Here is a 19,870-nt window from a genome sequence, read left to right as displayed (position 1 = left end):
TAGCGCTCTTGGGACGCCGCTTCAAGTATCGTTCACATTGTCCGCCATGGTGACATTGGTCCCAGTCCCGGTGTTGAAGGCCGTAACCACGTCGCGATAAGTGTTATCCTTGATGATCCCGTTTTTCGCAGCGGCGTTGATGCTGAGTGCATACGCTGCCCGGCTAGAACAATCGAAATCGCACCCGATGAATTTGAAGCCGCGCGCGGTCGGATTAAGGAGAACAGCTGAGTAGCTGCCTGCTCCCGCTTTCGACATGTCGCTGAATGTGGTGCCAATGTATTGCGTCCGCTTGCCACTTTCGTCCACAGCCTGACGCTGGCAATTGGTGATCCGACCGCCAATAAACTTGGTGTCGAGCATATTCTCTCCCACAAACACGGCTGCGGTGTCCGCGCCTCCCTGCCCAACCGCACCAGAGGTGTTGCTGATATCGCAACGGTGGAACTCGGTACGGAAGCCGCGATCCAACACCGCGGCGGCTTCCGTCGCGCGGTCAACCTCGAACTTGTAGAAGGCGCAAAATGACGGCAAATCAGCCAGCGCCGTCGAGGTGGAAATCATTTGAAGGCCGCGTTTCACACCGAGCGCATAAAATCCGTTCGTATGCACGCCGGCCACACGGCCGCTAATGACGAGGCCGTGAGAGCCCGCGCAGTTTGCCTGCACCGTAAACTCGTCAAAGACGACGATATCGGTTCGATAAGCCGTCGCTGGACTGCTAACGACACGAGCGCCTATGCCGGTGACAGCATAGGGCATATTGATGTGGCAACGGTTGAAATAAATCGAATTGCCATGCTCGACTCTGACACCTTCGACTGATCCATCCGAGATGAAATTGTGCACCTCGCAGATATTGGCGTGCGTGAAAACAACGTCTCGTTGGCCGGATGGCTGGGAATCCCGGTAGATGTATAGATCGCGAAGGTAGACGTAGTAGACCGGATTTGTGCCGTCCCCGACAACGAACACATCACCACCAGCAGCTGTGACTTTAAGCCTAGCCTGCTGACCGACGCCTTGGATCTTCACGCGCGATCCAGTCACGCCTGTCTTGTGGCCGTAGATAGGACCGCCAATTTTCCAATCCACCCCCGGAGCAATTGGCGGGAGCCATGCGATACCACCGCCATTCGTGATGACGCGGTCAATACAGGAATTGATCGCGGAGGCATGATTGGCATCTGCTGCGGCGGCGCCTTCGAAAAGAGGCGTGCTCCCCGTCCGCTGGATGATATCGCTCAGCGTCGCCGGGTGCGCCATATCCTCGTAGCTGAATTCGGCCCGCTCAATTGCGACGCGCACTTGCGCGGGGACCATCAGCTTTGCTGTGTCCGTCAGTGCCTCGGAATCCGCATCGACCGCCAGTCGAGCATCGATCTGCTGCTTCGTCCGCAGCGGCGACGTCAGCTTATCGTTGTCTGTTCCAGCCTCGGCGACTGCCTGACTAGCGAGCCGGGCCGTCGTCTGCTGAGCCGTCCGCAGCGACGACATCAGTTTGTCGTTGTCCGCGCCGGCCTCCGCGACCGCTTGGCTGGCTAGTCGGGCCGTCGTCTGCTGAGCCGCCCGCAGCGGGGACATGACCTTCTCGGCATCGGTCCCGGCTTCCGCCTCTGCTTGCGTGGCGAAGTCGTCTTCAGCCAGGGGCGGCCCGACAAGGCCGGGGCGAAACCGCATTTTCAGCGAGGACGGCCCTCGCGCGACAATGCTGACATCGGGCATCAGAAATTCCCCTCGGTAATGGTGACAAAACCGTCGAAGACCTGGATCGTCTTGCCGGTCGCGGTGTGGGTGATGCGGCAGCCATGCCGGTATCGACCGGCGCAAAGGCGCATCGCCTCAGGCGGCTGAAAGGTGATGGTGTTTTCGCTCGCGTCGACAGCCAGGCCGTCACTGCTGGTCAGCGAGAGGACCGGGCGCCTCTCGCGCTTCAGCTCATAGGCGTAAGCATAGTCCGCCCATGGGAAATCGGAACCGTCCGCGAGCGTCCACTCGCAGGTGAATGCGAAGGTCTCGTCATCGGTCGCGGAAACATTGACCTGATAGGCAGCGCCGGCCATGGCGGCTCCTCATGGAAAAAGCCGCCCGGTGAGGGCGGCTTGGGGTGGGCTTGGATTGACTGAAACAGCCGGGGAATTGGTGGCGTTTGCCGTGGACTCCGCGCCCTACCTTGCGGCAGGATCAGCCGGCTTGCCTGAAGCCCGTGAATTCGGAGTAGCTTTCTTGAGCGAAGTTCCTGCCAAGGGCGCTGAGGCTGCCCCGCTTGCGATCGATAATGGCACCCCGTTCCTGCCCTTCGACGGCATAACCGGTATCCGCCATGACGGGGGTATCTATCACCTCATCTTGGCAATGAACCGGCCCGTTGCTCTCAAGGGTGGCGGTGTCGCCCCCTCCGTTCACATCGTCTGCCAGCTCCAAGACAATCGCAACGCCTTGCAGGCCCTCCGCAGTGCAGTCGATGACGTAGTCCTGCTCGCAGTGAAGCCTGAGGGTGAGGCGCACTGACATGGTATTCTCCTGAGATGAAACGATTGCTGATCTGGTATCTGCCGCAGGCGGGACTCTTCTGCGGAACGTTCTGGCTGCTGGCCTCGATCGCCGCCAAAACAGGCGAGGAACCGCACGTCGGGGCGTTTGTTCTGGTTTCGGTTATGGTGGCCGCCGCCTATACCGCCGCAGTTATGGTCTTCCGGGATGCCCCTTTGCATTTTCGAGGCATCGGGCGCTGGGGGCGCCGGGTTTTTGCGAGCCTGCTCCTGGCTGTCGTCGTTGCTGCCTTCGCCGCCAGCGTGCTCTCGCTATACCGGACAGGTGACGTCCGCTCGAACTTGTTCGGTCCAGTTGTTGTATTCGCGCTTCTTGGACTAATCTGGGCCACCGCCTTGGCGTTATGGCACAGCTTCACCGTTCGGAAGTCAAACGCGTCTGCTGCGCCAGAACCAGAGGTCGAGAGGATTGCGGAAAGCCCCCGCCCCCCCGGCTCCCTCACGCACCTGCGGCAGGATCGCTAAATGAACGGTGAGGGCATTTTGGATTCGCCTGTTTCGGCCTGGCGACCCGGATCACCACGGGTTGGGCGTGGTCGAAGATCAAAGGCGTCCCGATCGGCAACTCTGCGGCCTGCACCGGTGCGGTCATCTCAGCATGAGCCTATTTTCGTGGTTGCGCGGCCGCAATGGCCTGCGCGGCCATGGCAGCCAGCCGGATAGCGAGAACCTGAGCCTGGGTGGAACCGGGCGCGGCCTTCGCCAGCCGCCTGAACGTCTCGATTCCCGCCGGGTCGGTGATGAGCCGGGCGATCTCTTCCGTATTCTGCCCCAACTGCCACCGCTCATAGATTTCCGTGGCCTTCTTCGGCCATTTGATGCGGCCGGCCACCAGCATCTCTGTAGCGTCTCCGATCCCCCCGCCGCCCTTCAAGGTATCGTTCATCTGCTTGTCGAAGGGGCCTTGCGAGCCGGGGCGCAGGCGCTGGCCGGTTGCGCTCAGGATCTTCAGGAACTCGTCGAAGCCCTGCAGGAGTTGCGGGCCGCCGACGCCCTGGATCGCAGCTGCGAGGTTTTGCGCCTGCTGCGAGTTTCCCTTCAGCGCGTCGACGAAGTCCGGCCCTACGAACTGGTTCGGCTTGGCTTGAATCGTCCGGGTCGCATTATTGAACACGCCCTCGACATGAGCGCGGACGAGCTGGCGCGCGGCCATGGCGTTTCGCTGCGTCAAAGCCCCGACGGTATCCATGATTTCCCGAGCGCTCCCCGCCAGAGGGTCCTTCGGGAACAGCACCGCGATCGCCTCGCGCGTTTCGATGTCGCGCTTGGCAACCTTCCCAAGCGGGCCAGCCATCAGCGGCTCGAGATAGCGCTGGCGCAAGGCCTCCTGCCGAGCCAGTGCGGCCTCATATGAGCCGATCTGCGCAGGCTGCATGGCCGCAGCCGGGCTCGTCGCGCGGTCTATGATTCCGGTTGCCTCTTGAATCGTATCATCGGCTGCACGGCCGATGGCGGGACCGAGGGTCGAGGGCGCCTGGGATTGCGGGGCGATGGTATCAAATGCCTGCCGGCTCGCCGCCTCGACCTGCGCGGGGCGCCGGGCCATGAAGTTGCCCATGATATCGGCCCCACCGACGGAGTCCTCGGTGAAGCGCTGAAGGTTCATGAGACCTCTGCCGCCGCCATTGGATGCCTGCGCGATGGCTTCCGGCCACGTCAAGGCGATGCCGCGCGCTTGAGCCGCCTGCATGAGCTGCCCGGCGGCTGTAATGGTCGCCTCATCGACGCCGCGCAGACCGGCGGAAAGGGTCGTCGCTGTGGCGGGGCGAGTCGCGAGAGCAGCAAGACCTCCAGTCACCACTGCCGCGCCTCCGCGCGCAAACGGTTCAAGAGGCGTTCCCTCCGTCGCCTGCCCCGCCCGCTCACTGGCGATACCAGGGGCGACAGTATAGCGCAGCTGATTGGCGAGCGAGCGTCCGGCACCGGGGATGAACTCGCCCACCGTCTGCGCATACTTACCGGCGGTGGTCTGCGGCTCGTAGAGGGTCGGTCGGTGGCATGCTCAGATCGTTGTAGACCCGCGCAAGCTGGCGTTTGACATTCGTGCTCGGGATGGTCCCGGCCAGTTCATCAACAGCATGCCCGATCTCATGCGCAAGGACGCGGGAATACGTATCGGGATCGAGGTTCTTGTCTATGAAGATCGCGCGGTCGACAACCTTCCCTGAGAGCCGGTTTCTCGTTACCACGTACCGTCCCGCATCCCCTCCGATCGCGCGCGCCGCAACATCCTGAGGGAATCTGCCCGTTCCTTCCTTTCCGATGGCGTCATATGCAGACGCTGGAATCCCGGTATCGCCCTCGCCAACGAAATTTCGGCCGGCGACATATCTTGCGGTAAGCGGCCTTCCGTCCAGATCTTGCGTGAGTTTTCCGGTTGCATCGACGGGGGCTCCGGCGGGGTAATCGGCAGCGAAAGGCCGCGGCGGTTTGACCGGAGGATCATACAACGAAACGCTTCTGGACGCTAGGCTTTTCGTCCCTTTTCCAAGCGCTGCGAGTGCCGACGTCGCACCTAGAACGGCCCCGAGCGTGTTCAGCCCGGCGCCTGCGTAATTCCCCTCCTGGTAGTCCCGGTACGCCTGATTGGCGGAGAGCGGCACAGCCAGCGGCGTCAGGTCGATGAGCGACATGCCGGTCTGCCCGAGAGCCGGATGATTTCAGATGGGCTCACGAAGTGATCCCATCTGAAATCTGAATCCGTCTCTCATCTAAGAGTGAGAGCAGGATCGATTGCGAAAAACCGGTGCCCACTTTTTCGCATCCTGCTCTTGCCCCGTCGAGCCGAGCAGGCCCGAGACGAAGCGGCGGCGCACGGGCGAGACCCGCCCATCGCCCATGAGCAGTTGGCCAAGCCGGTCACCCCAGCTCGGCTCGTAAGGACGAAGCTCAGCCACTATTCCGGCTCCCACTGATTGTTGCGCAAAGTGATGATCGTGCCGTCCGGCATGCGGGCGCGTGAGCCTTCACGAGCCTGCGGCTGGGCGCGGGGCCCCTGCTCCTGCCCCTGTCCAGGCTGCCCGGCCCCCAGCCCCCCGTTCACCGCGGACCGGATCATGTCGGCGGGATAGCGAGCGCCGGCCGCGCCATGCTCCTGCGCGATCAGCGCCTGCATGAAGGCCCGCGCCCGCTGCGGATTGGCGAGCTCGAGATCCTGATCCGGGGCAAGGCCCATGGCGCGCGCGATGTTGGCGGCGGCTGCGCTGTTGCCCGGCGTCCAGCCGTTGCGGCCGGCGATCAGCTCATCGGCCGTGCGCTTGCCGCCCTGGTATTTGCGCAGGGCCAGGCCGTAAGCGGCGGACATGCCGGCCTCGGGCGAGTTGAACACGCTTTGCGGGTCGCCCTGGTCGGTATTCCGGGACGGCCCGACAACGCCGGGAAAGGCGGTGTTCCCCGCATATTTGATGTTGCCGGGATTATTATTGCGCATGCCCGCCGGCAAAGCGGGGTTGCCATAGCCGAACCGGTTGCGCTGCTCCATCTCGGCTTCGAGCCGCTGCGTATCTGCTTCAGTCTCTGCCAGTTGAACCGGGCGATTGAACGCCCGCTGCGCCGGGACTGAGGGCGTGGCTGGCGCGAGCGCGGCCTGCGGTTCGTCCGCAACGGCTGGGCCCGGCGCAATGAGGCTGCTCGCCTCCTCATCGCTTGTTTGCGTGCGCGCCCTCGCCTTCTCACTGAGCGCCAGGAAATTCGCCGCGCCCCTGGCGTCGCCGGCCGCGAACAGGCCCCGGGCGGCCTTCAGATAGCCCTCGGGCGAACCGTCCAGGCCCTGGCCGAGATTGGCCAGGCCCTGGCGCTTGCGCGACTGGTCGAGGGCGCTGTTATAGGCTTCGCCCAGCTGCGAGAGCGGAGAGAAATCGACGACCGGAGGTCCGAGATTCCAAGGCTGTGCCATCAGTAGAGCCCTCCAGCGCCGGGCGTCGTGCCAAGGTTGCCGCCAAGACCGCCGCCGAGGCCCATAAGGCTAAGCCCGCCCGTCATCGGGGCGGCGAGCAGGCTCACGGCCGTTTTGCCGAGATTCATCCCGAAATTGAGCCGGTTCTGGGCCGCGGTCTGGCCCGCCATCAGCGCGCCGGTGCCGGCGCCGATGATGGTCTGGCCGAGATTGCCGAGCGCGCCCGCATTCGCGTTGGCATAGCCGGTATGGATCCCGGCCTCCTTGCCCGCCGCGTCGCTGTAGACATTCGATTGGTCGCGCCCCTGCTGGGCATAGAGATTGCCGAGGCCCTGCTGGATGTTCGCCTGCTGGCCGCTGGCCTGCAGGCCGGTATTCGACAGGCCGTTGAGCCTGTCCTGCCAGCCGCCATATTCTTGATTGGCGAGGTTCGAGGCGCGGTCAGTGATCGCCTGCATGGTGTTGCCGGAGCCGAGCGCACCGAGCGCCGAGGCCTTGCGCGCGACCGCATCCGTCGCCTGGTCGAGCTGGTACTGGTAGCCGGGCGAGGCCTGGAACTGCGCGACCGCGGCCGCATTGCCCTCGGCGCCGTTCTGCCCGAGGCTGTTCTGATAGGTCGTCAGAGCGCTCTTGCCGGCCTCAGTCCAGGGGTTGAAGCGCTCGATCGCCGCCTGGTATTCGGGAACGGCGGCGCCATAGCCCTGCCCCAGCGCCGCCAGGCTCGATGTCCGCCCGGAATCGATTGCGGAGAGCGAGTTGTCGCGCCCCTCGGCAAGCGTGCCCTGCTGCTGGTTGTAATTGTTCTGGGCCTGGTCAGCCGCCCATATTCCCGCCAGTCGCCCGGCGCGGCCTGAAAAAACTGAAGCCATGATGGTTTCCTTATGCCAACGGGTTTTGAGACCGGCTTATGGCTGAAGCTCCGCCGTCATTCCGGGGCGATCCGAAGGATCGAACCCGGAACCCAGAACCGATGCCGCTGCTTGGGAGGGGGTTGCCGGCGCGCTTCACGAGGACGCGCATCGGTTCTGGGTTCAGGCCTGCGGCCTGCCCCGGAATGACGGCGCGGGGGATGACGGGAGAGAGTAACGCCATCGCTCAGCGCTGAAGGGCGTCAGGTTGTCTTGGATTCTGACGATTTGGGGGCTGCCGGATCCGGCTTCGGATAGCGCGCCTTGACCGCCCGGCAGGCGTCGAGATAGGCGCATAGCTTCGAGCCATCTCCGGCCTGCTGGTGAACCAGGGCGTCGGCAAGCTCGGTCAAGGGTGGGTAGTCCGCAGCCCTGCGGGCGCGGTAATCGTCGCGGTGCACGATCTTCACGTCGTCACCTCGGATGTCTTCACCTCGAATGTCTTGGTGAGTTGGCGGAGGGACCGGACCTCGATTGCGTAGGTTCCCGGCAGCGAGAATTCCAGCTCCACGACCGCATCCTCGCCCTCATAGGCCGTGCGCCCGATGACGATCGTTGCCGGCACGGGCACGTCGCGCAGCGTCATGCCGTCGAGCCAGGCCGGATTGTCCTGCTTGGGCCGGACCTCGCGCGTCTCGAGGTCGACATAGAAATCCGGGCCGCCGCCGCCCGCGATGATCCGCGCGCCGGCCTGTCTCTGCCGCTCGATCACACCGAGCGCCATGCGGCCCCATTCCGTCACCGCTCCGGTCTCGTCATAGCGCACAAAGGCGACAGCAGGCCCCACGGTCATCGCGCCAACTCCTGAACCAGGATGGCGACGCCGCCGACGCCGGCACCGTTGCCGGAATAGACGATATAGTCGTGGTAGCCGCCGCCGGGGCTGTCCTGGCAGAGAACCGTGGTCTGGAGGAAGGAAATGCCGGCCGACGAGCCGGAGCCCGACGCCTCGAAATTCGTCGCCACGGAACCGATCAGGACGCCGTCGCGCTCGACATAGACCGTGCCCGGCGATGCCGAGAGCGGGAAATAGGAACCGGCCAAGCCGTTGAACGAGGCGGTGATCGCCACCGTGGCGCCGGCCCGCACGGTGATCCCGACGCCCGTATTGATGCCACCGCTGGCGGAAAAAGCGACCTGGCTGATGGCGTGGCTGGCGACCGCGACCGTCTCGACCGTGCCGGTGACCAGCAGGTTGCCGTTGATGACGACATCGCTGGTGATCTCCAGCAGATAGGATGCACCACCCCCGAGCTGTTGAATGCCGGTCAGGACAAAGCCGCCGGTGACGCCGTTGATCGTGCCCGTGACGGCATATTTGACGGCGATGCCGTCGATGGAGGCGCTGAGGATATCGAGTTGCGCCGTATTGTCGCCGACCGTCGTCTCAAGCGTGGTGAGCTCGGCCGCCAGCGCGGAATCGCCTGCCGCGCGCGCGATCGCCTCCGTCGCGACCGCAGCATAAGCGCCATCGACCTCTTCCGAGACGAGATTGAGCCGCGTGTTGGTGTTGGCGACGTTCGACTTCATCCAGGCTTGCAGCGCCTGTTCGTAATCGAGCAGCGCCTGCCTGGGAAAACCTTGCTCATTGATGCGCCGAACCGCCATCGGCATGACGGCGGGAACGGTCAGCGGGTCGAAATCGGCCATCAGGCGGCCCTCAAATCGAGACGATCGGCTGTCGCGCCGAGGAACGAGAAATCGGCCGCCCCCTCCCAGCGGAAGCGGAGGATGAGGCCGGCCTGCGTCGAAAGCCCGAGATTGGCGACGCTGACCGGCCATCTGTCGGCATCAGCAAGCGAGCGCTGAAGCTCCGAGCTCCAGCTCTTGCCGCCATCATGCGACCAGGAGACGTGGATCGTGATCTGGGCCTCAGTGAAGTCGGCAGAGAGCCTCGCCGCGACACGGGCCGGGAAGTCCTTCAGCGGCCCCGACTGAATGAGGCCACTGAGCGCAGCCCCGTTCTCCGTCAGCGTGGTCGACAGCGTCAGGAGATCGCCCGACAGCATATCCCCGAACAGCCATTGCGCGTTGCTGTAGATCGAGCGCGTCGCGCGCCAGCGGCCGGCCCCGCTGCTCAGGCGTTCATGCCAGGAGCGCTCGACCGTGTCGTATATCCAGCTCCCGCTATCGCTGGACACGGCGACGAACTGCCGCCCCTGCCAGACAAAGACATCGACCGCGACCGTGGCTGCGCTGGAGGCTGCGATGAAACGGTCGACGTCTGGGGTGGAGATTGTCGCCGTCTCATAGCCCGACAGCGCCTTGACCGTCCTGTCCGAGGCGACGAAATAAATCGGCCCGTTCCAGGTCTCCTGAAACCCGGCGACAGCCATGGTGGTCAGGATACCGACGGGCGGCACGGTCGCCGCCCTTTGCAGCGGGAATGGCGAGGTTCCGACATTCTGGTAGGGCTCGATGGTGGAGCCGCCGAAGCCATAGGCCAGCGAGCCCTGAACCGCGACCCTGCGCAAACCATCCGAGCGGCTTTCCGCCGTGGTGAAGCTCAACGCGTTAATCGCGGTCGCATTGAGCTCCGAGGCGAAGAGCCTGCCATCCGGGATCGAAAACAGGAAATAGCCGCCCAGGAAATCGACGCTGTTGACCGTCGCCGGCAGGTCGGCATCGGGATAGGCGCTGACCGTCGTCGCGGTCAGGACATAGGCGCCGCCGCCCTCGCACACCGCGACGATATCGGGCGTCGAGACGCCTGACGTGACCTTGTTGTTGCGCGCCAGCATGACGCCATCGGAACCCGGAATGGTGCCCGTCAGCGTCGTGACAGTGCCGTCAGCGGCAACCGTGACGACAGAGCCGGTGAACACGACATAGCTGACGCCGTTGACATCGAGCATGCCACGGATGCCGGTTTTCCCTGTCGCCACGCTCCGGGTCAGCCCCGGGACACGGCGCACATAGGAGCGATCCCCCTCCTGCACCGGATAGCAATTGACATAGCGGCCCTCGCCCTCGCCCGGCCGAACGCCCGGCGTCGAGGATTTGGGAAAGGGAAGCGGCGGCATCAGACAATGCCCCCATGACGGCGGCGGGGCACAAGCGCGCGCTCGATGCGCAGCATCCGGCCGGTTCCGCTGCCGATGCGCTGGATGGTGCGCAGTTCGGCCTCGGCAAGCTGCTTGGCGACAAGGTCGCGCGGCCGGCCGAATTTCGGGCCGCAGATCTGCGCGAGATAGGCCACGAGCGCGTCGAAAACCTCGTCGTCGATCTCCTCGGCATCGGGGATGTAGATGATGTTGCGCTTGGCGAGCGCCGCCAGCACTGGGTCGATGCGCTGCTCGACGAAGGCGGTATCCTCAGCGTCCGGCACCTGCCCCGAGGCAAGCGAGAACAGCTCTCCGAGCACCTCGCGAACGAGATCGGCTTTGGTCTGGCTCATGACCCATGCCTCGCGAATAGAAAGGTGATTATATACTTGACGCACCAATCTTACGGATGGCGCGCAGCGGGACTCGACTCTAGGTTGAGTCGCGTGGTGTGATCTCCTCGCGCGATCAGCGCGGGGGGATGGAAATGGGTCTCAACTATGAAGACCTCGATGAGGAAACTCGGCGCTTGATGGTCGAGGAAATCGAGATAGATATTGCGTCCGATAAGATCTACCGCAGCTCGTATCTAGGTCAGCGGTCGCAGGGCAATTGGCCTGATTACATCACAGAAGCCGCACGCTCCGGCTCGGACGATTCATTGGCCCGTCAACTGAGAGTCCCCGGGGCCTTGAACCAAACAACTCAGCGGCGACTTGCGACCGGCCGGGTGATCTCGGCCAAGGTGCCCAATAACGCCGCTGAAGTTTTGGCTGAAAGCGAGTTCAACAGATACTACGCGCGGGGGCTTAGCCGAAAAGCCATCCAGAACGAGATACCCCGCCTGCAAGTCTACCGCGCCAAGCGCGTGATGAACCCGCGCCCGGAATCCGAGGAAAAGATTGGGTTGCTGGTAGACCCAGCAACGCTACTGATTGATCTACGCGGCAGCATCGGCGTCGAGCCTGCTCTTGGCGTCCCGCCCGGACCCGGCTCTGGCATCAGCGTCCGCATTCCGAAGCGCTGACCCAAGCGTAAGAACACTATCTTCGGATAGCGAATAGTCGAAATCCAAGTCTTCGCGCTGCATTATGAAAATCTGCGGCTCGCCGGCTAGGGCGAAGCCATAGCGCCGGCCTAGTTCGGACAGATCGTGCAGATACGCCGCGATATCACGCGACGGATTGAATGCGGGCATGCTGACCTCCTGAATCAAGAAGCCCGGCTCAACGGCCGGGTTTCTTGATTGCGGGTTTGGCGGGCTTATCGTCAGGCGGGGGCTTGTGCTTCACGATCTTGCCGAGAATAGCTCAAATCGCTCCTCGCTTTCGTCACAACCGAGTTCGCAGGCCGCCATTTCAAATTTCTGCCGCTGCGAGGTATCGTCATCACCATGGATGTTCCCAACCCGCCGGACCACCTACCTGCCCTCTCATTCTACGGGGACGCCAGCTCAAAGCAGAGCGCCTACATGGTGGCTGGTGGCTTTGCCGTCAGCGGCAATCGTATCAATGAGATCGAGGATGCGATAGCAACGCTTCGCGACGATGCGGGCATAAGGTCAGAATTTCACTGGTCAGACTATCGAGGCGGCCATAAGCGGGCTGCATACGAAGCCTTGGTTCGATACGCATTCGATCTAATCAACAAGCGGCAGGCCGCACTCCATATTATAATCGCCAAATTTGGCGGCTATAATCATCGCCAAATCAAAGGCGAAAACCACGACACCAGCGTGAATAGGATGTATTATCAGCTCTTTTTGCACCGTATTTGTAATTTTTACGGCCAGAGAAGGCAAATACATATCCGACTAGACGCTGGTAACGACTCGGACGATATTTGCAGGATGCGGAACGAACTGTGCGCTGCGGCCTACAAAAAGTATAATACTAAGCCGAACTGCGTTCGGACGATTGAGCCGGTCAGGTCGCAAAACGTCGGGATTATCCAGATGGCCGACGTGATCGTCGGCGCAATAGCGGCCAAACGGAACGATGTGAAGCATACGTCGCCCAAAGGCGAATTGGCGGAATTCGTTCTGCGCGCATCAGGCCGCCACTCATGGGCGGCAGATACCGCTTTTAGCGCACGTTTCCTGACAGTCTGGCACCACGCCACGAAAGTGAGCAGGTCCCCCAAAGCCCTAGCCGAGGGCTAGCCTCGGCACGGCTGGTCTAGCCAGCGTATTCGGACTTTGGAGGCCTGGCCCCGAATCTAAGCACGTTAGCGGCGCTTAACAAGCTGTTTGATAGGTGAGCCGCTTCCCGACGACACCCTTCAGCGCAATTTCGGCGCGCTCACTATCCCCAATGCCGAGCTTTGCTGTAGCGGAAATCGAACTCGGCCAGATAGCGGCGCAGGTGCTTCCGTCTGGACCATCCTTCGAGACGCCGCTTCGCGGCTCCTCAGGATGAGGGCTCACATGGCCAAGCCGGGTCTCATGCCAACGGCCTTCCCCGCCAACGAAAAGAGGCGGCCCGAAGACCGCCCCTCCTATTGCCGGCGTCAGCGCGCTCAGCTGCCCGACAGGCGGACCGCCAGGCGCGGGTCGACCGTCTTGACACCGTAGAGGATGTCGAGACGCCAGGCCGATTTGTCGGTGGTGCCGTCATAGACCGGGATCACGCGCGCATTGATGTTCTTGTAGGTCTCGCGCGAGACATCGACGGCGCCCGGCGGCTTCACCAGTGGCACCACGACCAGGGCGAACGCATTCTTGTGGAAGACGAGATTCTGGGCATAACCGGTGCCGGCAGCACCGAAAAACGCCATCGCCGCATTGTCCGCCGGCACCGCCGAGACCGTCTGGAACGCACCCGAGGTGATGATCGGCGGCGAGATCGTCAGCGTCGCATTGCCCGAGGCATCCGAGGACGCGTCCGCCTTGACGACGAACATCTTCAGATGCGGCAAGGTCGCCTTGGTCACCGGGTTCACGTCGAAGACCCCGGCGATGGTGAACACGTCGCCGGCCTTGACGCGGGCGGCGGCCGCAGCCGTCCAGCCATCGGTGACCAGGGACTGGCTGCCGATGTCCTTGACCGCGGCATAGGTCACGCCCTGCGCCCCACCATTGACCAGCGGCGCGCCGCCGAGCGGGCCGACAATATGCGTCGGCACGTTTTGCGACATATAGGTGTCGATGCCGCCGATCTCGCCGATGCGGCCCTTGCGATAGGCGCCCTGCGCGACGTTCTGCATGTAGAGCGCCGTCTGCGAACCGGCCATCGCCCAGTAATCGGTCGGGCTCAGCACGCCGGAGCGCATGTCCTGCGGCACGGCGCCGAGATCCATCCGCGTCGGCGCCTTGGCGAAGTCGGCAAACGCATCCACGGTCTGGCCCGGCGTGCCGACCCAGTTGGGCACGTTCCGGTATTCCGCCATCACGTCGAGGTCGATCTGATTGGCGAGCTGGACCATGGCCGGCTTGATGACGCGCTCGGCAAGCTCGTCGATATTCAGCGTCAGCTCTTTCGAGGTGAAGGCGAAATCGACACCCTTCTGCTTGTCGACCGTGATCGTGGTCCGCCCTTCCGTTACGTCCTGGCTCGCCATCACGGCGCCGTCACGCACGGTGAAGTCGGTCGGCTTGCGGATGGTGATGGTGTCGCCGGCGGAGTAGCCGTTCAGCTTCTTGTCGAACTCGTCCTCATAGCCGCGATAGACCATGCCGGCCATGACGAGCTCGTTTTCGAGAATGCGCACCGCCGTTTTGGCGACGATGGCGGGGGTAAGCGTGGTGTTTGCCATGTTGGCTGTTCCTGAAAGTTATGCCCGGTCGCCGTATTGCCGCTTGAGATACGCCTCCATGCGGGCCTCCTGGCTCGATGGGCTGGCGCCGCCTTTGGGGGCGGTTACGGGCGGTGGGGCTCTGGTTGCGGTGGTGGGCTTGGCCAGGGACAGGCGAGCCTCGATCTTGCCCATTTCACGGGCGGCGCCGAGCGGCGACAATCCGTTGAGGCGGCGCAGATCGGCGGGATTCCTGGCGAAGTGGTATTGCAGCAGCGCGCCCTTCTCGCTTTCGAGAATGAGCTGCCCGACGATGGGGGAGACCGGGTGCGTCCTGTCATTCGTCTTGCCGACGACATCGAGGAAATCGGGGATCACCTTGACCGCATCAGTGACGCGATCATTGAAATCCTCGACAAGATCGCTCATCCGCTCGGCGGAATGAGAGGCGACCTGGCTTGCCAGCGCCTTCACCTCGCGGGTGACGATCCTGCGTTCTGCCTCATAGGCGGTCAGCGCTCGCTCGTAAGCGAACCAATCGCCCCTGAACTCGTCTTCCCCAGGCGGGTCGCCGATTTCCCTTCGGACGAGTCCGTCGATCGCCGCGCCGTCGTCGACCACCGGGGTGCGACTGCGCAGAAGCTCGACCTCGTTGCGAAGCGCATCGCGCTCCCGCTTCAGCCGTTCGACGCCGGAGCGGCGCTTCTTCGGCTTGTCCTGCTCTTCCTCTTCGCCAGCACCTTCCGGCTGTTGCCCGTCAGCGCCGTCCTGCTCGTCAGTCCCTGTTTCGGACGCCTCCGCGGCTTTCGCCGTGTTGCCGTCCTCAGACTGTTCTCCGTCGGCTGGCGCGCTTCCGCTCGCCTGCCCGTTGGTCAGGTCGTCATCCCAATCGATCATGGTGCATCCATAGAAAAAGCCGCCCGGAGAGGCGGCTTGCTCATCATCGCGGCCTGCGCCTCATGCGCCGGCCTGGCGTGAAGTCCTGTTTAGTCGGTGTCCGGGGCTAGTGCCTCGGGGTCGGCTCCGCCGTCATTCCGGGGCGATCCGAGCGCGGAACCCAGAACCGATGCCGCTGCTTGGGAAGGCACCGGTCGCCCACCCCCGTCATTGCGAGGAGCGTCAGCGACGAAGCAATCCAGGAGGGCTCGCGCAAGCCTCTGGATTGCTTCGCTGCGCTCGCAATGACGGCAGAGAATAACGCCGTCGCTCAGCGCTGAAGGCCATCAGCATCAGCGGCCAAGGCTTGCGCCTCGGTGGCCAAGGCCTGCGCCTCGCGCAAGGCGGCACCGTGCTGCGCCATCGCCATCGCCATCTCCGTGTCCGCCCTCGCCTCCGCATTGCCCGCGCCGCGCCCGAGCGCGCTGATCTGCGCCAGGGCGAGAGCTCGCCTCGCCTCGATCAGCGCGATCTCCGCCTCGGCCTTGCGAGACCTGTCCGAAGCCTCCCGCGCCGCAATCGCCCTCGCATTCTCCGCGTCAGTGAGGTCGCTTTGCGCCCTCGCGAGGTCGATCCGGCGCTGCTGTTCCTCGGTCGCGATCTGCGACTGCGTCTTGGCGCCGTCCATCTGGATGCGCGCGCCCTGAGCTTGCGCCTACTGCTGCGCTGCGATCGCCTCCGGCGAGGGCTGCGGCGGCTGCGGTGACGGCTGTTCGCCCGACCCTTGAGCCTCCATCTGCTGGATGGCGGGCGGCAGGCCCATTTTCAGGCGCTTGGCGATCTGGTCCTTCATCGGCCAGTCCTGCGCCTGGACATAGAGATCGCCGATCAGCCCGAAGGTGCTGGGCACGGCCTGGACGAGGGTCGCCATGCCGTCCTTGGCCTCCTCGCGCTTGGTCGAGTAGGACGGCCCCTGCTCGATCACCACGTCATAGGCGCCGATGGACAGGTCGTTGAGCTTCTGGGCGGTGGCCGTCTCGCCATCATCGCCCTCGCCACCGTCGCCCTCCCCGCTGACGACCATGCCGACAGCCTGGTTGACGCGCAGCGGTGTCATCCTGCCGTCTTCGCCGACGATGCGGATGGTGCGCTCGGTGTCGTAGATATGCGGGATCAGATCGAGCAGGATCACGCCGGTGTGGCGGACCGCGCGGGCGAAATTGTCGAGATAGACGAAGGTGCCGACATCGCCCTCGCGCTGGCGGGCGAGGATCGCCCTGCCGCTCTTCTCGTTCGAGGCCTCGCCGAGCCCGGCCTGGTGGATGCCGATCACCGCCATCATGTTCTCGGCCGCGAGCTGAAGCCCTTCCGAGACGCCCTGCGACGACACCGGCGGCTGCACGCGCTGCGGCGCGGCATTGCCGTTCGACGGATCTGGCGTGTAGCGCAGATAGGGCCTGGACTCGGTGTTGGCGTTCTCCCACTCGTCCTCGTACTCCTCGAAATTCCGCTCGGTGCCGAGCCAGGGCGCCTTGGGCTGGAGCGCAATGACCTCGGCCTGTTTCGAGGCGAAATAGTTGAACATGCGCTGCGGATCGCGGGCAAATCGCACGATGCCGTGGCGGATGACGCGCGGCCCGATCCGGATTTCCTCGCCGAGCAAGGGCACGATCGGGATATAGCGGCCGGGCCAGAGCGCCGGCTTTTCCAGGATGTGGCCTTGCGTGATCAGGCAGCGATAGACCTTGAAGCTGTCGCGCTCCTCGATGCGGGCGCCTTGCCGCGCAAGCTCGGCCAGCTCCTCGGCCGGCGCCTCGGTGACATCGCGGATCGCGCCGTCGGCGGTCAGGGCAAGCGTGATCCTCGCCGGCTTCTTGTAGAAATATTCGGCGACGCGCACCGTGTTAGTCGTGACCCAGCCCTCGAAATGCCCTTCGCTCTCCGGGCTGAAATCGGTGACCGGCGCGTCCGGGTATTTCTCCTTGTAGGCATCCAGCGCGATATCGACAGGCACGAAGCACCACATCGCATCCTTGCGGGTGAGATCGACCGCATCGGGATCCCAGATGACGGAGACGCCGTCCTGCACCAGCTGGATGCCGATCTCCTGGTTGAAGGTGGTCTGCGAGGCATATTCGGTGATGACGCGCCAATGGCCGATGCCGCTGTTGACCTGGCTGTCGGCGGCGGAAAAATAGGTGCCGGGCGCATCGCAGCGGTTCTCGATATAGCGGATGATGCCGGCGCGCAGCTCGGCCGCCGCCTCGTCGCCGCCATCATCGACCGGAACCACCTTGATCGAGGGTCGACCCTGGCGAATATCGCCCGTGACCTGGCGCACGAATTGCGGAATGCGGTTGATCGTCAGGCACGGGGCCTGGTCGGCCTCACGCTGGGCGATCGCCTCCTTCGGCCATTGGTCGCCGGCGCGGAAGCGCAGATCCTCATAGGCCTGGCTGATGTTCTCGCGCTCGGCTTCATAGCCTGCCGACCAGCGTTTTGCCGCCTGGGGCAGCAGGTCCTCGGTCGCAGAGGCCGGGGCCTTAGCGTTGTCATCGTCTTGAGCGATCATGTCTGGTCCTATCCGCCCATCCAGGCGCCGCGTCCGCGCGAGCTTCGCGGGCGGCGCTCCCGGAGCTGCCGATCCCTGACAGGCTCGGCGAAGGTCAATGCGATGGCGTCCCAGTCATCCGGCGACCTGATCCCGCGCGCCCGCATATGCTCTTTGCTTTCCAGGAGCAGGCGCTGGTTCGCGTCGTAATGGTAGGACGGCCCGCAGGCATCGGCCTGCAAACCGTCCTGGTCCGGGATGTCGGCGCCGCCGGGCTCGTCGAGCCAGTCGCGCGAGCGCTTCCACATCTCGGCCCGGCGGTTGCGCGGGCCCGGCTTCTTCGTGCCATCCGGCAGCAATTCGACCGGCTCCTGCGGCTCGGAGCCGAAATTCACGGGCACGACGACCGCGTCATAGGGCGCGCCCCAGGATTGCAGGATGTCGACAACGCCGGCGCCGACGCCGCCGACATCGACAAACACCCTTGCCGGCTTGTCCAGGTCGATCACCTGCCTGATCCAGTTCGCCCCAGCGACGACACCGATCTTCGCCTTGCTCTCGGTCTTGCTGACCTTGCGGCCCCGGCGCCAGGCCAGCGAAAAGCGGTCATCGCCGAAGCGCGCGGGATCGGCGCCGATGACCAGCGGCCCGATGCCCTCGCAGCGCGCTTTACGGGCGCGCAGCACGGCCTCCGACTTGATGAAGCTGTCATGGCCGGTGAGCTGGAAGGCCTCAGCCGCGGTTGCCGGATATTCCTGCTTGAACAGCAATTCGTCCTTCAATTCGGCGATCTTGGCGCGGCGCCAGGCCATCTGCTCAAGCGTCAGGCCGTGCGCCCCGGCATAAGCCTGCTCGTCCTCATCGAGCGCAAAGCCAGCGGGAACCGGCCGGCGATACTCGTCCTGCCAGAACCAGGGGATGAAGATCGCCTCGTAATCGCCGATGCCGGCCTCTGCCTGCTGCCAGCGCTCATGGAACTCGCCGCCGACGCCGTTTGCCGTGCTTTCCAGCACGATCTCGGTTCCCGGCAGATCGGGGATGGCCTGGACCACACCGGCAAAATGAGTCGCGGCATTGGGCCAGAACGCGACCTCCGAGCCATGGAAGAGCTGCACCGTCTGCGAGCGGCCGACCGCCCTGGCGCCGGCCGTGCCGACGGCATAGCCGCTCTCCAGCCTGGAGAAGGAAAGCTCCCTCGCATTGGCCGCGCCGGTCTCAGGCTTGAGGAGCCGCGGGCAGTGCTGGTGATAGCGCTCGACCATGCCGAACAGATTGTTCGTCGCCTCGCGCTCATGCGTCAGGATGAACACCCTGATGCCGCGCGCGTGACTGGCGCGCCAGTAATAGCGCCCGCCGATATAGGTCGAAATGCCTTGCTGGCGGCCCTTGAGCACCAGCGCGCGGACCTTGCCGGTGCGCGCCCGCTGCGCCTCGAGGCGGCCATGAAGGTATCGCTGCGCCTGGTTGAGCTGGAGCGGCGCGATCGCACCGGTCTTGGTTCGGATCCGCAGCGCCTTCTCCGCATAAGGCTCGAACTCAGCCCGCAGCCTCCGGCGGATCGCCCTCTCCTTCGGGCTCATCTCCTTGGGGCTCATCGTCTTGGGCCCCACAGTCTTGGGCCCCACCGTCTCGGGGCTCATCATCGAGTTCGGCGAGCGCGTCTTCATGGCTGAGCGCGATGCCGCCGCTGTGTTCGATCGCTGCAAGCTTGGCATGGACATAAGGGGCTGCTGCCTTGGCGATCTCGAACCGAGCCTTGGGCTCGAGGCTCTCGTCGCGAAGCATGGTGAGCATATAGGCGAGCGGCGTAAGACCACCCTCAGCGGCCGGCCCTGCCTCGGTCGGGCGAGCCGCCGCACCGGCCTTGCGGCTCGTCCTTGCAACGCCTCGGGCCATGTCTGGATCTTTGAACTGAAGGCTTCGGTTGCGCCCGGCCTGACACGAAAAAGCCCGCAAGCGGGACGCTGCGGGCGGCAGGCACAGGAATTCACAGTGCTATTGAGACATTAGACCTATCATAGGACCATTGTCAACAGTCATTTTGAAGAAATTCTCATTTAATTGAGAACAGGCCCCGCCGGAACCGCCCCCACGGATCGAGGAAGAGCGGCGCGCCCCGTTTGCAGAGGTTCGGAAGGTTGCAGGAAGGTCGCGCGCTGCCCTCGCGCCGCACGTCATGCTCGGGCTTGTCCCGAGCATCCACGTCTTGAACACAAGCCTTCACCGGCAAAGACGTGGACGGCCGCCACAAGGGCGACCATGACGATGCCGCGCGTCATTCTCGGGCGGAGCAAAGCGCAGACCCGAGAATC

At 64.1% G+C, this 19,870-nt stretch carries 20 protein-coding genes and 1 pseudogene; 3 read left to right on the top strand and 18 right to left on the bottom strand.

Features of this window, described 5'->3' with window-relative positions; translation table 11 throughout:
• Nucleotides 1-21: 21 nt before the first annotated feature.
• The 3 genes from BHK69_RS15475 to BHK69_RS15465 all read right to left on the bottom strand — a co-directional run bounded on the left by BHK69_RS15475 (nt 22) and on the right by BHK69_RS15465 (nt 2,514).
• Nucleotides 22-1,725 carry a hypothetical protein gene (locus tag BHK69_RS15475; protein WP_069690879.1) on the bottom strand — a complete coding sequence of 568 codons (1,704 nt, stop codon included), beginning with the start codon at nt 1,723-1,725 and terminating at the stop codon, nt 22-24.
• Nucleotides 1,725-2,063, bottom strand: a complete 339-nt coding sequence (locus tag BHK69_RS15470) for a hypothetical protein (protein ID WP_069690878.1) — start codon at nt 2,061-2,063, stop codon at nt 1,725-1,727. Before BHK69_RS15470 ends, BHK69_RS15475 begins: the two co-directional genes overlap by 1 nt.
• Before the next feature lie 121 nt (nt 2,064-2,184).
• Entirely contained in the window at nt 2,185-2,514 is a 330-nt protein-coding gene (locus tag BHK69_RS15465) for a hypothetical protein (protein WP_069690877.1), read from the bottom strand.
• Between the two features lie 14 nt (nt 2,515-2,528).
• Between BHK69_RS15465 and BHK69_RS15460 the strand changes: the two genes are divergently transcribed.
• Entirely contained in the window at nt 2,529-3,017 is a 489-nt protein-coding gene (locus BHK69_RS15460) for a hypothetical protein (protein ID WP_148663440.1), read from the top strand.
• A gap of 139 nt (nt 3,018-3,156) precedes the next feature.
• Here the strand turns inward: BHK69_RS15460 and BHK69_RS15455 are convergent, their stop codons facing one another.
• The 9 genes from BHK69_RS15455 to BHK69_RS15415 form a co-directional block, all read right to left on the bottom strand.
• A complete protein-coding gene (locus BHK69_RS15455; protein WP_148663439.1) occupies nt 3,157-4,494 on the bottom strand; it encodes a hypothetical protein in 1,338 nt (445 codons plus the stop codon).
• Between the two features lie 13 nt (nt 4,495-4,507).
• Nucleotides 4,508-5,185, bottom strand: a complete 678-nt coding sequence (locus BHK69_RS15450) for a hypothetical protein (RefSeq protein WP_069690874.1) — start codon at nt 5,183-5,185, stop codon at nt 4,508-4,510.
• A 263-nt stretch (nt 5,186-5,448) separates the two neighbouring features.
• Entirely contained in the window at nt 5,449-6,447 is a 999-nt protein-coding gene (locus BHK69_RS15445; RefSeq protein WP_069690873.1) for a hypothetical protein, read from the bottom strand.
• A complete protein-coding gene (locus BHK69_RS15440; RefSeq protein WP_069690872.1) occupies nt 6,447-7,316 on the bottom strand; it encodes a hypothetical protein in 870 nt (289 codons plus the stop codon). Before BHK69_RS15440 ends, BHK69_RS15445 begins: the two co-directional genes overlap by 1 nt.
• Before the next feature lie 242 nt (nt 7,317-7,558).
• A complete protein-coding gene (locus BHK69_RS15435; protein ID WP_069690871.1) occupies nt 7,559-7,765 on the bottom strand; it encodes a hypothetical protein in 207 nt (68 codons plus the stop codon).
• Nucleotides 7,762-8,148: a hypothetical protein gene (locus BHK69_RS15430; RefSeq protein WP_069690870.1), complete on the bottom strand. Its 387-nt coding sequence runs from the start codon at nt 8,146-8,148 to the stop codon at nt 7,762-7,764. Before BHK69_RS15430 ends, BHK69_RS15435 begins: the two co-directional genes overlap by 4 nt.
• A complete protein-coding gene (locus BHK69_RS15425) occupies nt 8,145-9,005 on the bottom strand; it encodes a hypothetical protein (RefSeq protein ID WP_069690869.1) in 861 nt (286 codons plus the stop codon). The genes BHK69_RS15430 and BHK69_RS15425 overlap by 4 nt, the downstream gene beginning before the upstream one ends.
• On the bottom strand, nt 9,005-10,378 hold the full coding sequence (locus BHK69_RS15420) for a packaged DNA stabilization protein (RefSeq protein WP_069690868.1): 1,374 nt from the start codon (nt 10,376-10,378) through the stop codon (nt 9,005-9,007). Before BHK69_RS15420 ends, BHK69_RS15425 begins: the two co-directional genes overlap by 1 nt.
• Nucleotides 10,378-10,752 carry a hypothetical protein gene (locus BHK69_RS15415; protein WP_069690867.1) on the bottom strand — a complete coding sequence of 125 codons (375 nt, stop codon included), beginning with the start codon at nt 10,750-10,752 and terminating at the stop codon, nt 10,378-10,380. The genes BHK69_RS15420 and BHK69_RS15415 overlap by 1 nt, the downstream gene beginning before the upstream one ends.
• A gap of 134 nt (nt 10,753-10,886) precedes the next feature.
• Here BHK69_RS15415 and BHK69_RS15410 point away from each other — a divergent pair, with 134 nt between their 5' ends.
• Together BHK69_RS15410 and BHK69_RS15405 are read left to right on the top strand one after the other, a co-directional pair.
• Nucleotides 10,887-11,426 (top strand): hypothetical protein, encoded by a 540-nt coding sequence (locus BHK69_RS15410; RefSeq protein WP_069693690.1) that lies wholly within the window; start codon nt 10,887-10,889, stop codon nt 11,424-11,426.
• A 366-nt stretch (nt 11,427-11,792) separates the two neighbouring features.
• Nucleotides 11,793-12,560 (top strand): DUF3800 domain-containing protein, encoded by a 768-nt coding sequence (locus BHK69_RS15405; RefSeq protein WP_069690866.1) that lies wholly within the window; start codon nt 11,793-11,795, stop codon nt 12,558-12,560.
• A gap of 75 nt (nt 12,561-12,635) precedes the next feature.
• Here BHK69_RS15405 and BHK69_RS33575 read toward each other — a convergent pair.
• The 6 genes and pseudogenes from BHK69_RS33575 to BHK69_RS15380 form a co-directional block, all read right to left on the bottom strand.
• Nucleotides 12,636-12,771: pseudogene (locus tag BHK69_RS33575) on the bottom strand (IS1595 family transposase); the annotation flags it as partial.
• Between the two features lie 145 nt (nt 12,772-12,916).
• Nucleotides 12,917-14,152 (bottom strand): P22 phage major capsid protein family protein, encoded by a 1,236-nt coding sequence (locus BHK69_RS15400; protein ID WP_069690865.1) that lies wholly within the window; start codon nt 14,150-14,152, stop codon nt 12,917-12,919.
• 18 nt (nt 14,153-14,170) lie between these two features.
• The gene (locus BHK69_RS15395) at nt 14,171-15,028 is read right to left on the bottom strand and encodes a hypothetical protein (protein WP_069690864.1); all 858 of its coding nucleotides are present in this window, start codon (nt 15,026-15,028) and stop codon (nt 14,171-14,173) included.
• A gap of 310 nt (nt 15,029-15,338) precedes the next feature.
• Complete coding sequence (locus BHK69_RS15390; protein WP_069690863.1) at nt 15,339-15,695, bottom strand: hypothetical protein; 357 nt, start codon at nt 15,693-15,695, stop codon at nt 15,339-15,341.
• 27 nt (nt 15,696-15,722) lie between these two features.
• Complete coding sequence (locus BHK69_RS15385) at nt 15,723-17,579, bottom strand: portal protein (RefSeq protein WP_069690862.1); 1,857 nt, start codon at nt 17,577-17,579, stop codon at nt 15,723-15,725.
• Between the two features lie 8 nt (nt 17,580-17,587).
• Entirely contained in the window at nt 17,588-19,225 is a 1,638-nt protein-coding gene (locus BHK69_RS15380) for a terminase large subunit (protein ID WP_244548209.1), read from the bottom strand.
• Nucleotides 19,226-19,870: the final 645 nt, after the last annotated feature.

The sequence above is a fragment of the Bosea vaviloviae genome (genome assembly GCF_001741865.1).
Classification (GTDB): Bacteria; Pseudomonadota; Alphaproteobacteria; order Rhizobiales; family Beijerinckiaceae; genus Allobosea; species Allobosea vaviloviae.
The sequence above is the reverse complement of the archived record's forward strand: the minus strand, read 5'-3'. Positions and strand labels throughout refer to the sequence as shown.

What these genes read in the sequence shown, in the direction of transcription:
- BHK69_RS15475 (WP_069690879.1), bottom strand. Translation starts at nt 1,725, where the DNA reads ATGCCCGATGTCAGCATTGTCGCGCGAGGGCCGTCCTCGCTGAAAATG.
- BHK69_RS15470 (WP_069690878.1), bottom strand. Translation starts at nt 2,063, where the DNA reads ATGGCCGGCGCTGCCTATCAGGTCAATGTTTCCGCGACCGATGACGAG.
- BHK69_RS15465 (WP_069690877.1), bottom strand. Translation starts at nt 2,514, where the DNA reads ATGTCAGTGCGCCTCACCCTCAGGCTTCACTGCGAGCAGGACTACGTC.
- BHK69_RS15460 (WP_148663440.1), top strand. Translation starts at nt 2,529, where the DNA reads ATGAAACGATTGCTGATCTGGTATCTGCCGCAGGCGGGACTCTTCTGC.
- BHK69_RS15450 (WP_069690874.1), bottom strand. Translation starts at nt 5,185, where the DNA reads ATGTCGCTCATCGACCTGACGCCGCTGGCTGTGCCGCTCTCCGCCAAT.
- BHK69_RS15445 (WP_069690873.1), bottom strand. Translation starts at nt 6,447, where the DNA reads ATGGCACAGCCTTGGAATCTCGGACCTCCGGTCGTCGATTTCTCTCCG.
- BHK69_RS15440 (WP_069690872.1), bottom strand. Translation starts at nt 7,316, where the DNA reads ATGGCTTCAGTTTTTTCAGGCCGCGCCGGGCGACTGGCGGGAATATGG.
- BHK69_RS15430 (WP_069690870.1), bottom strand. Translation starts at nt 8,148, where the DNA reads ATGACCGTGGGGCCTGCTGTCGCCTTTGTGCGCTATGACGAGACCGGA.
- BHK69_RS15425 (WP_069690869.1), bottom strand. Translation starts at nt 9,005, where the DNA reads ATGGCCGATTTCGACCCGCTGACCGTTCCCGCCGTCATGCCGATGGCG.
- BHK69_RS15420 (WP_069690868.1), bottom strand. Translation starts at nt 10,378, where the DNA reads ATGCCGCCGCTTCCCTTTCCCAAATCCTCGACGCCGGGCGTTCGGCCG.
- BHK69_RS15415 (WP_069690867.1), bottom strand. Translation starts at nt 10,752, where the DNA reads ATGAGCCAGACCAAAGCCGATCTCGTTCGCGAGGTGCTCGGAGAGCTG.
- BHK69_RS15410 (WP_069693690.1), top strand. Translation starts at nt 10,887, where the DNA reads ATGGGTCTCAACTATGAAGACCTCGATGAGGAAACTCGGCGCTTGATG.
- BHK69_RS15405 (WP_069690866.1), top strand. Translation starts at nt 11,793, where the DNA reads ATGGATGTTCCCAACCCGCCGGACCACCTACCTGCCCTCTCATTCTAC.
- BHK69_RS15400 (WP_069690865.1), bottom strand. Translation starts at nt 14,152, where the DNA reads ATGGCAAACACCACGCTTACCCCCGCCATCGTCGCCAAAACGGCGGTG.
- BHK69_RS15395 (WP_069690864.1), bottom strand. Translation starts at nt 15,028, where the DNA reads ATGATCGATTGGGATGACGACCTGACCAACGGGCAGGCGAGCGGAAGC.
- BHK69_RS15390 (WP_069690863.1), bottom strand. Translation starts at nt 15,695, where the DNA reads ATGGACGGCGCCAAGACGCAGTCGCAGATCGCGACCGAGGAACAGCAG.
- BHK69_RS15385 (WP_069690862.1), bottom strand. Translation starts at nt 17,579, where the DNA reads ATGATCGCTCAAGACGATGACAACGCTAAGGCCCCGGCCTCTGCGACC.
- BHK69_RS15380 (WP_244548209.1), bottom strand. Translation starts at nt 19,225, where the DNA reads ATGAAGACGCGCTCGCCGAACTCGATGATGAGCCCCGAGACGGTGGGG.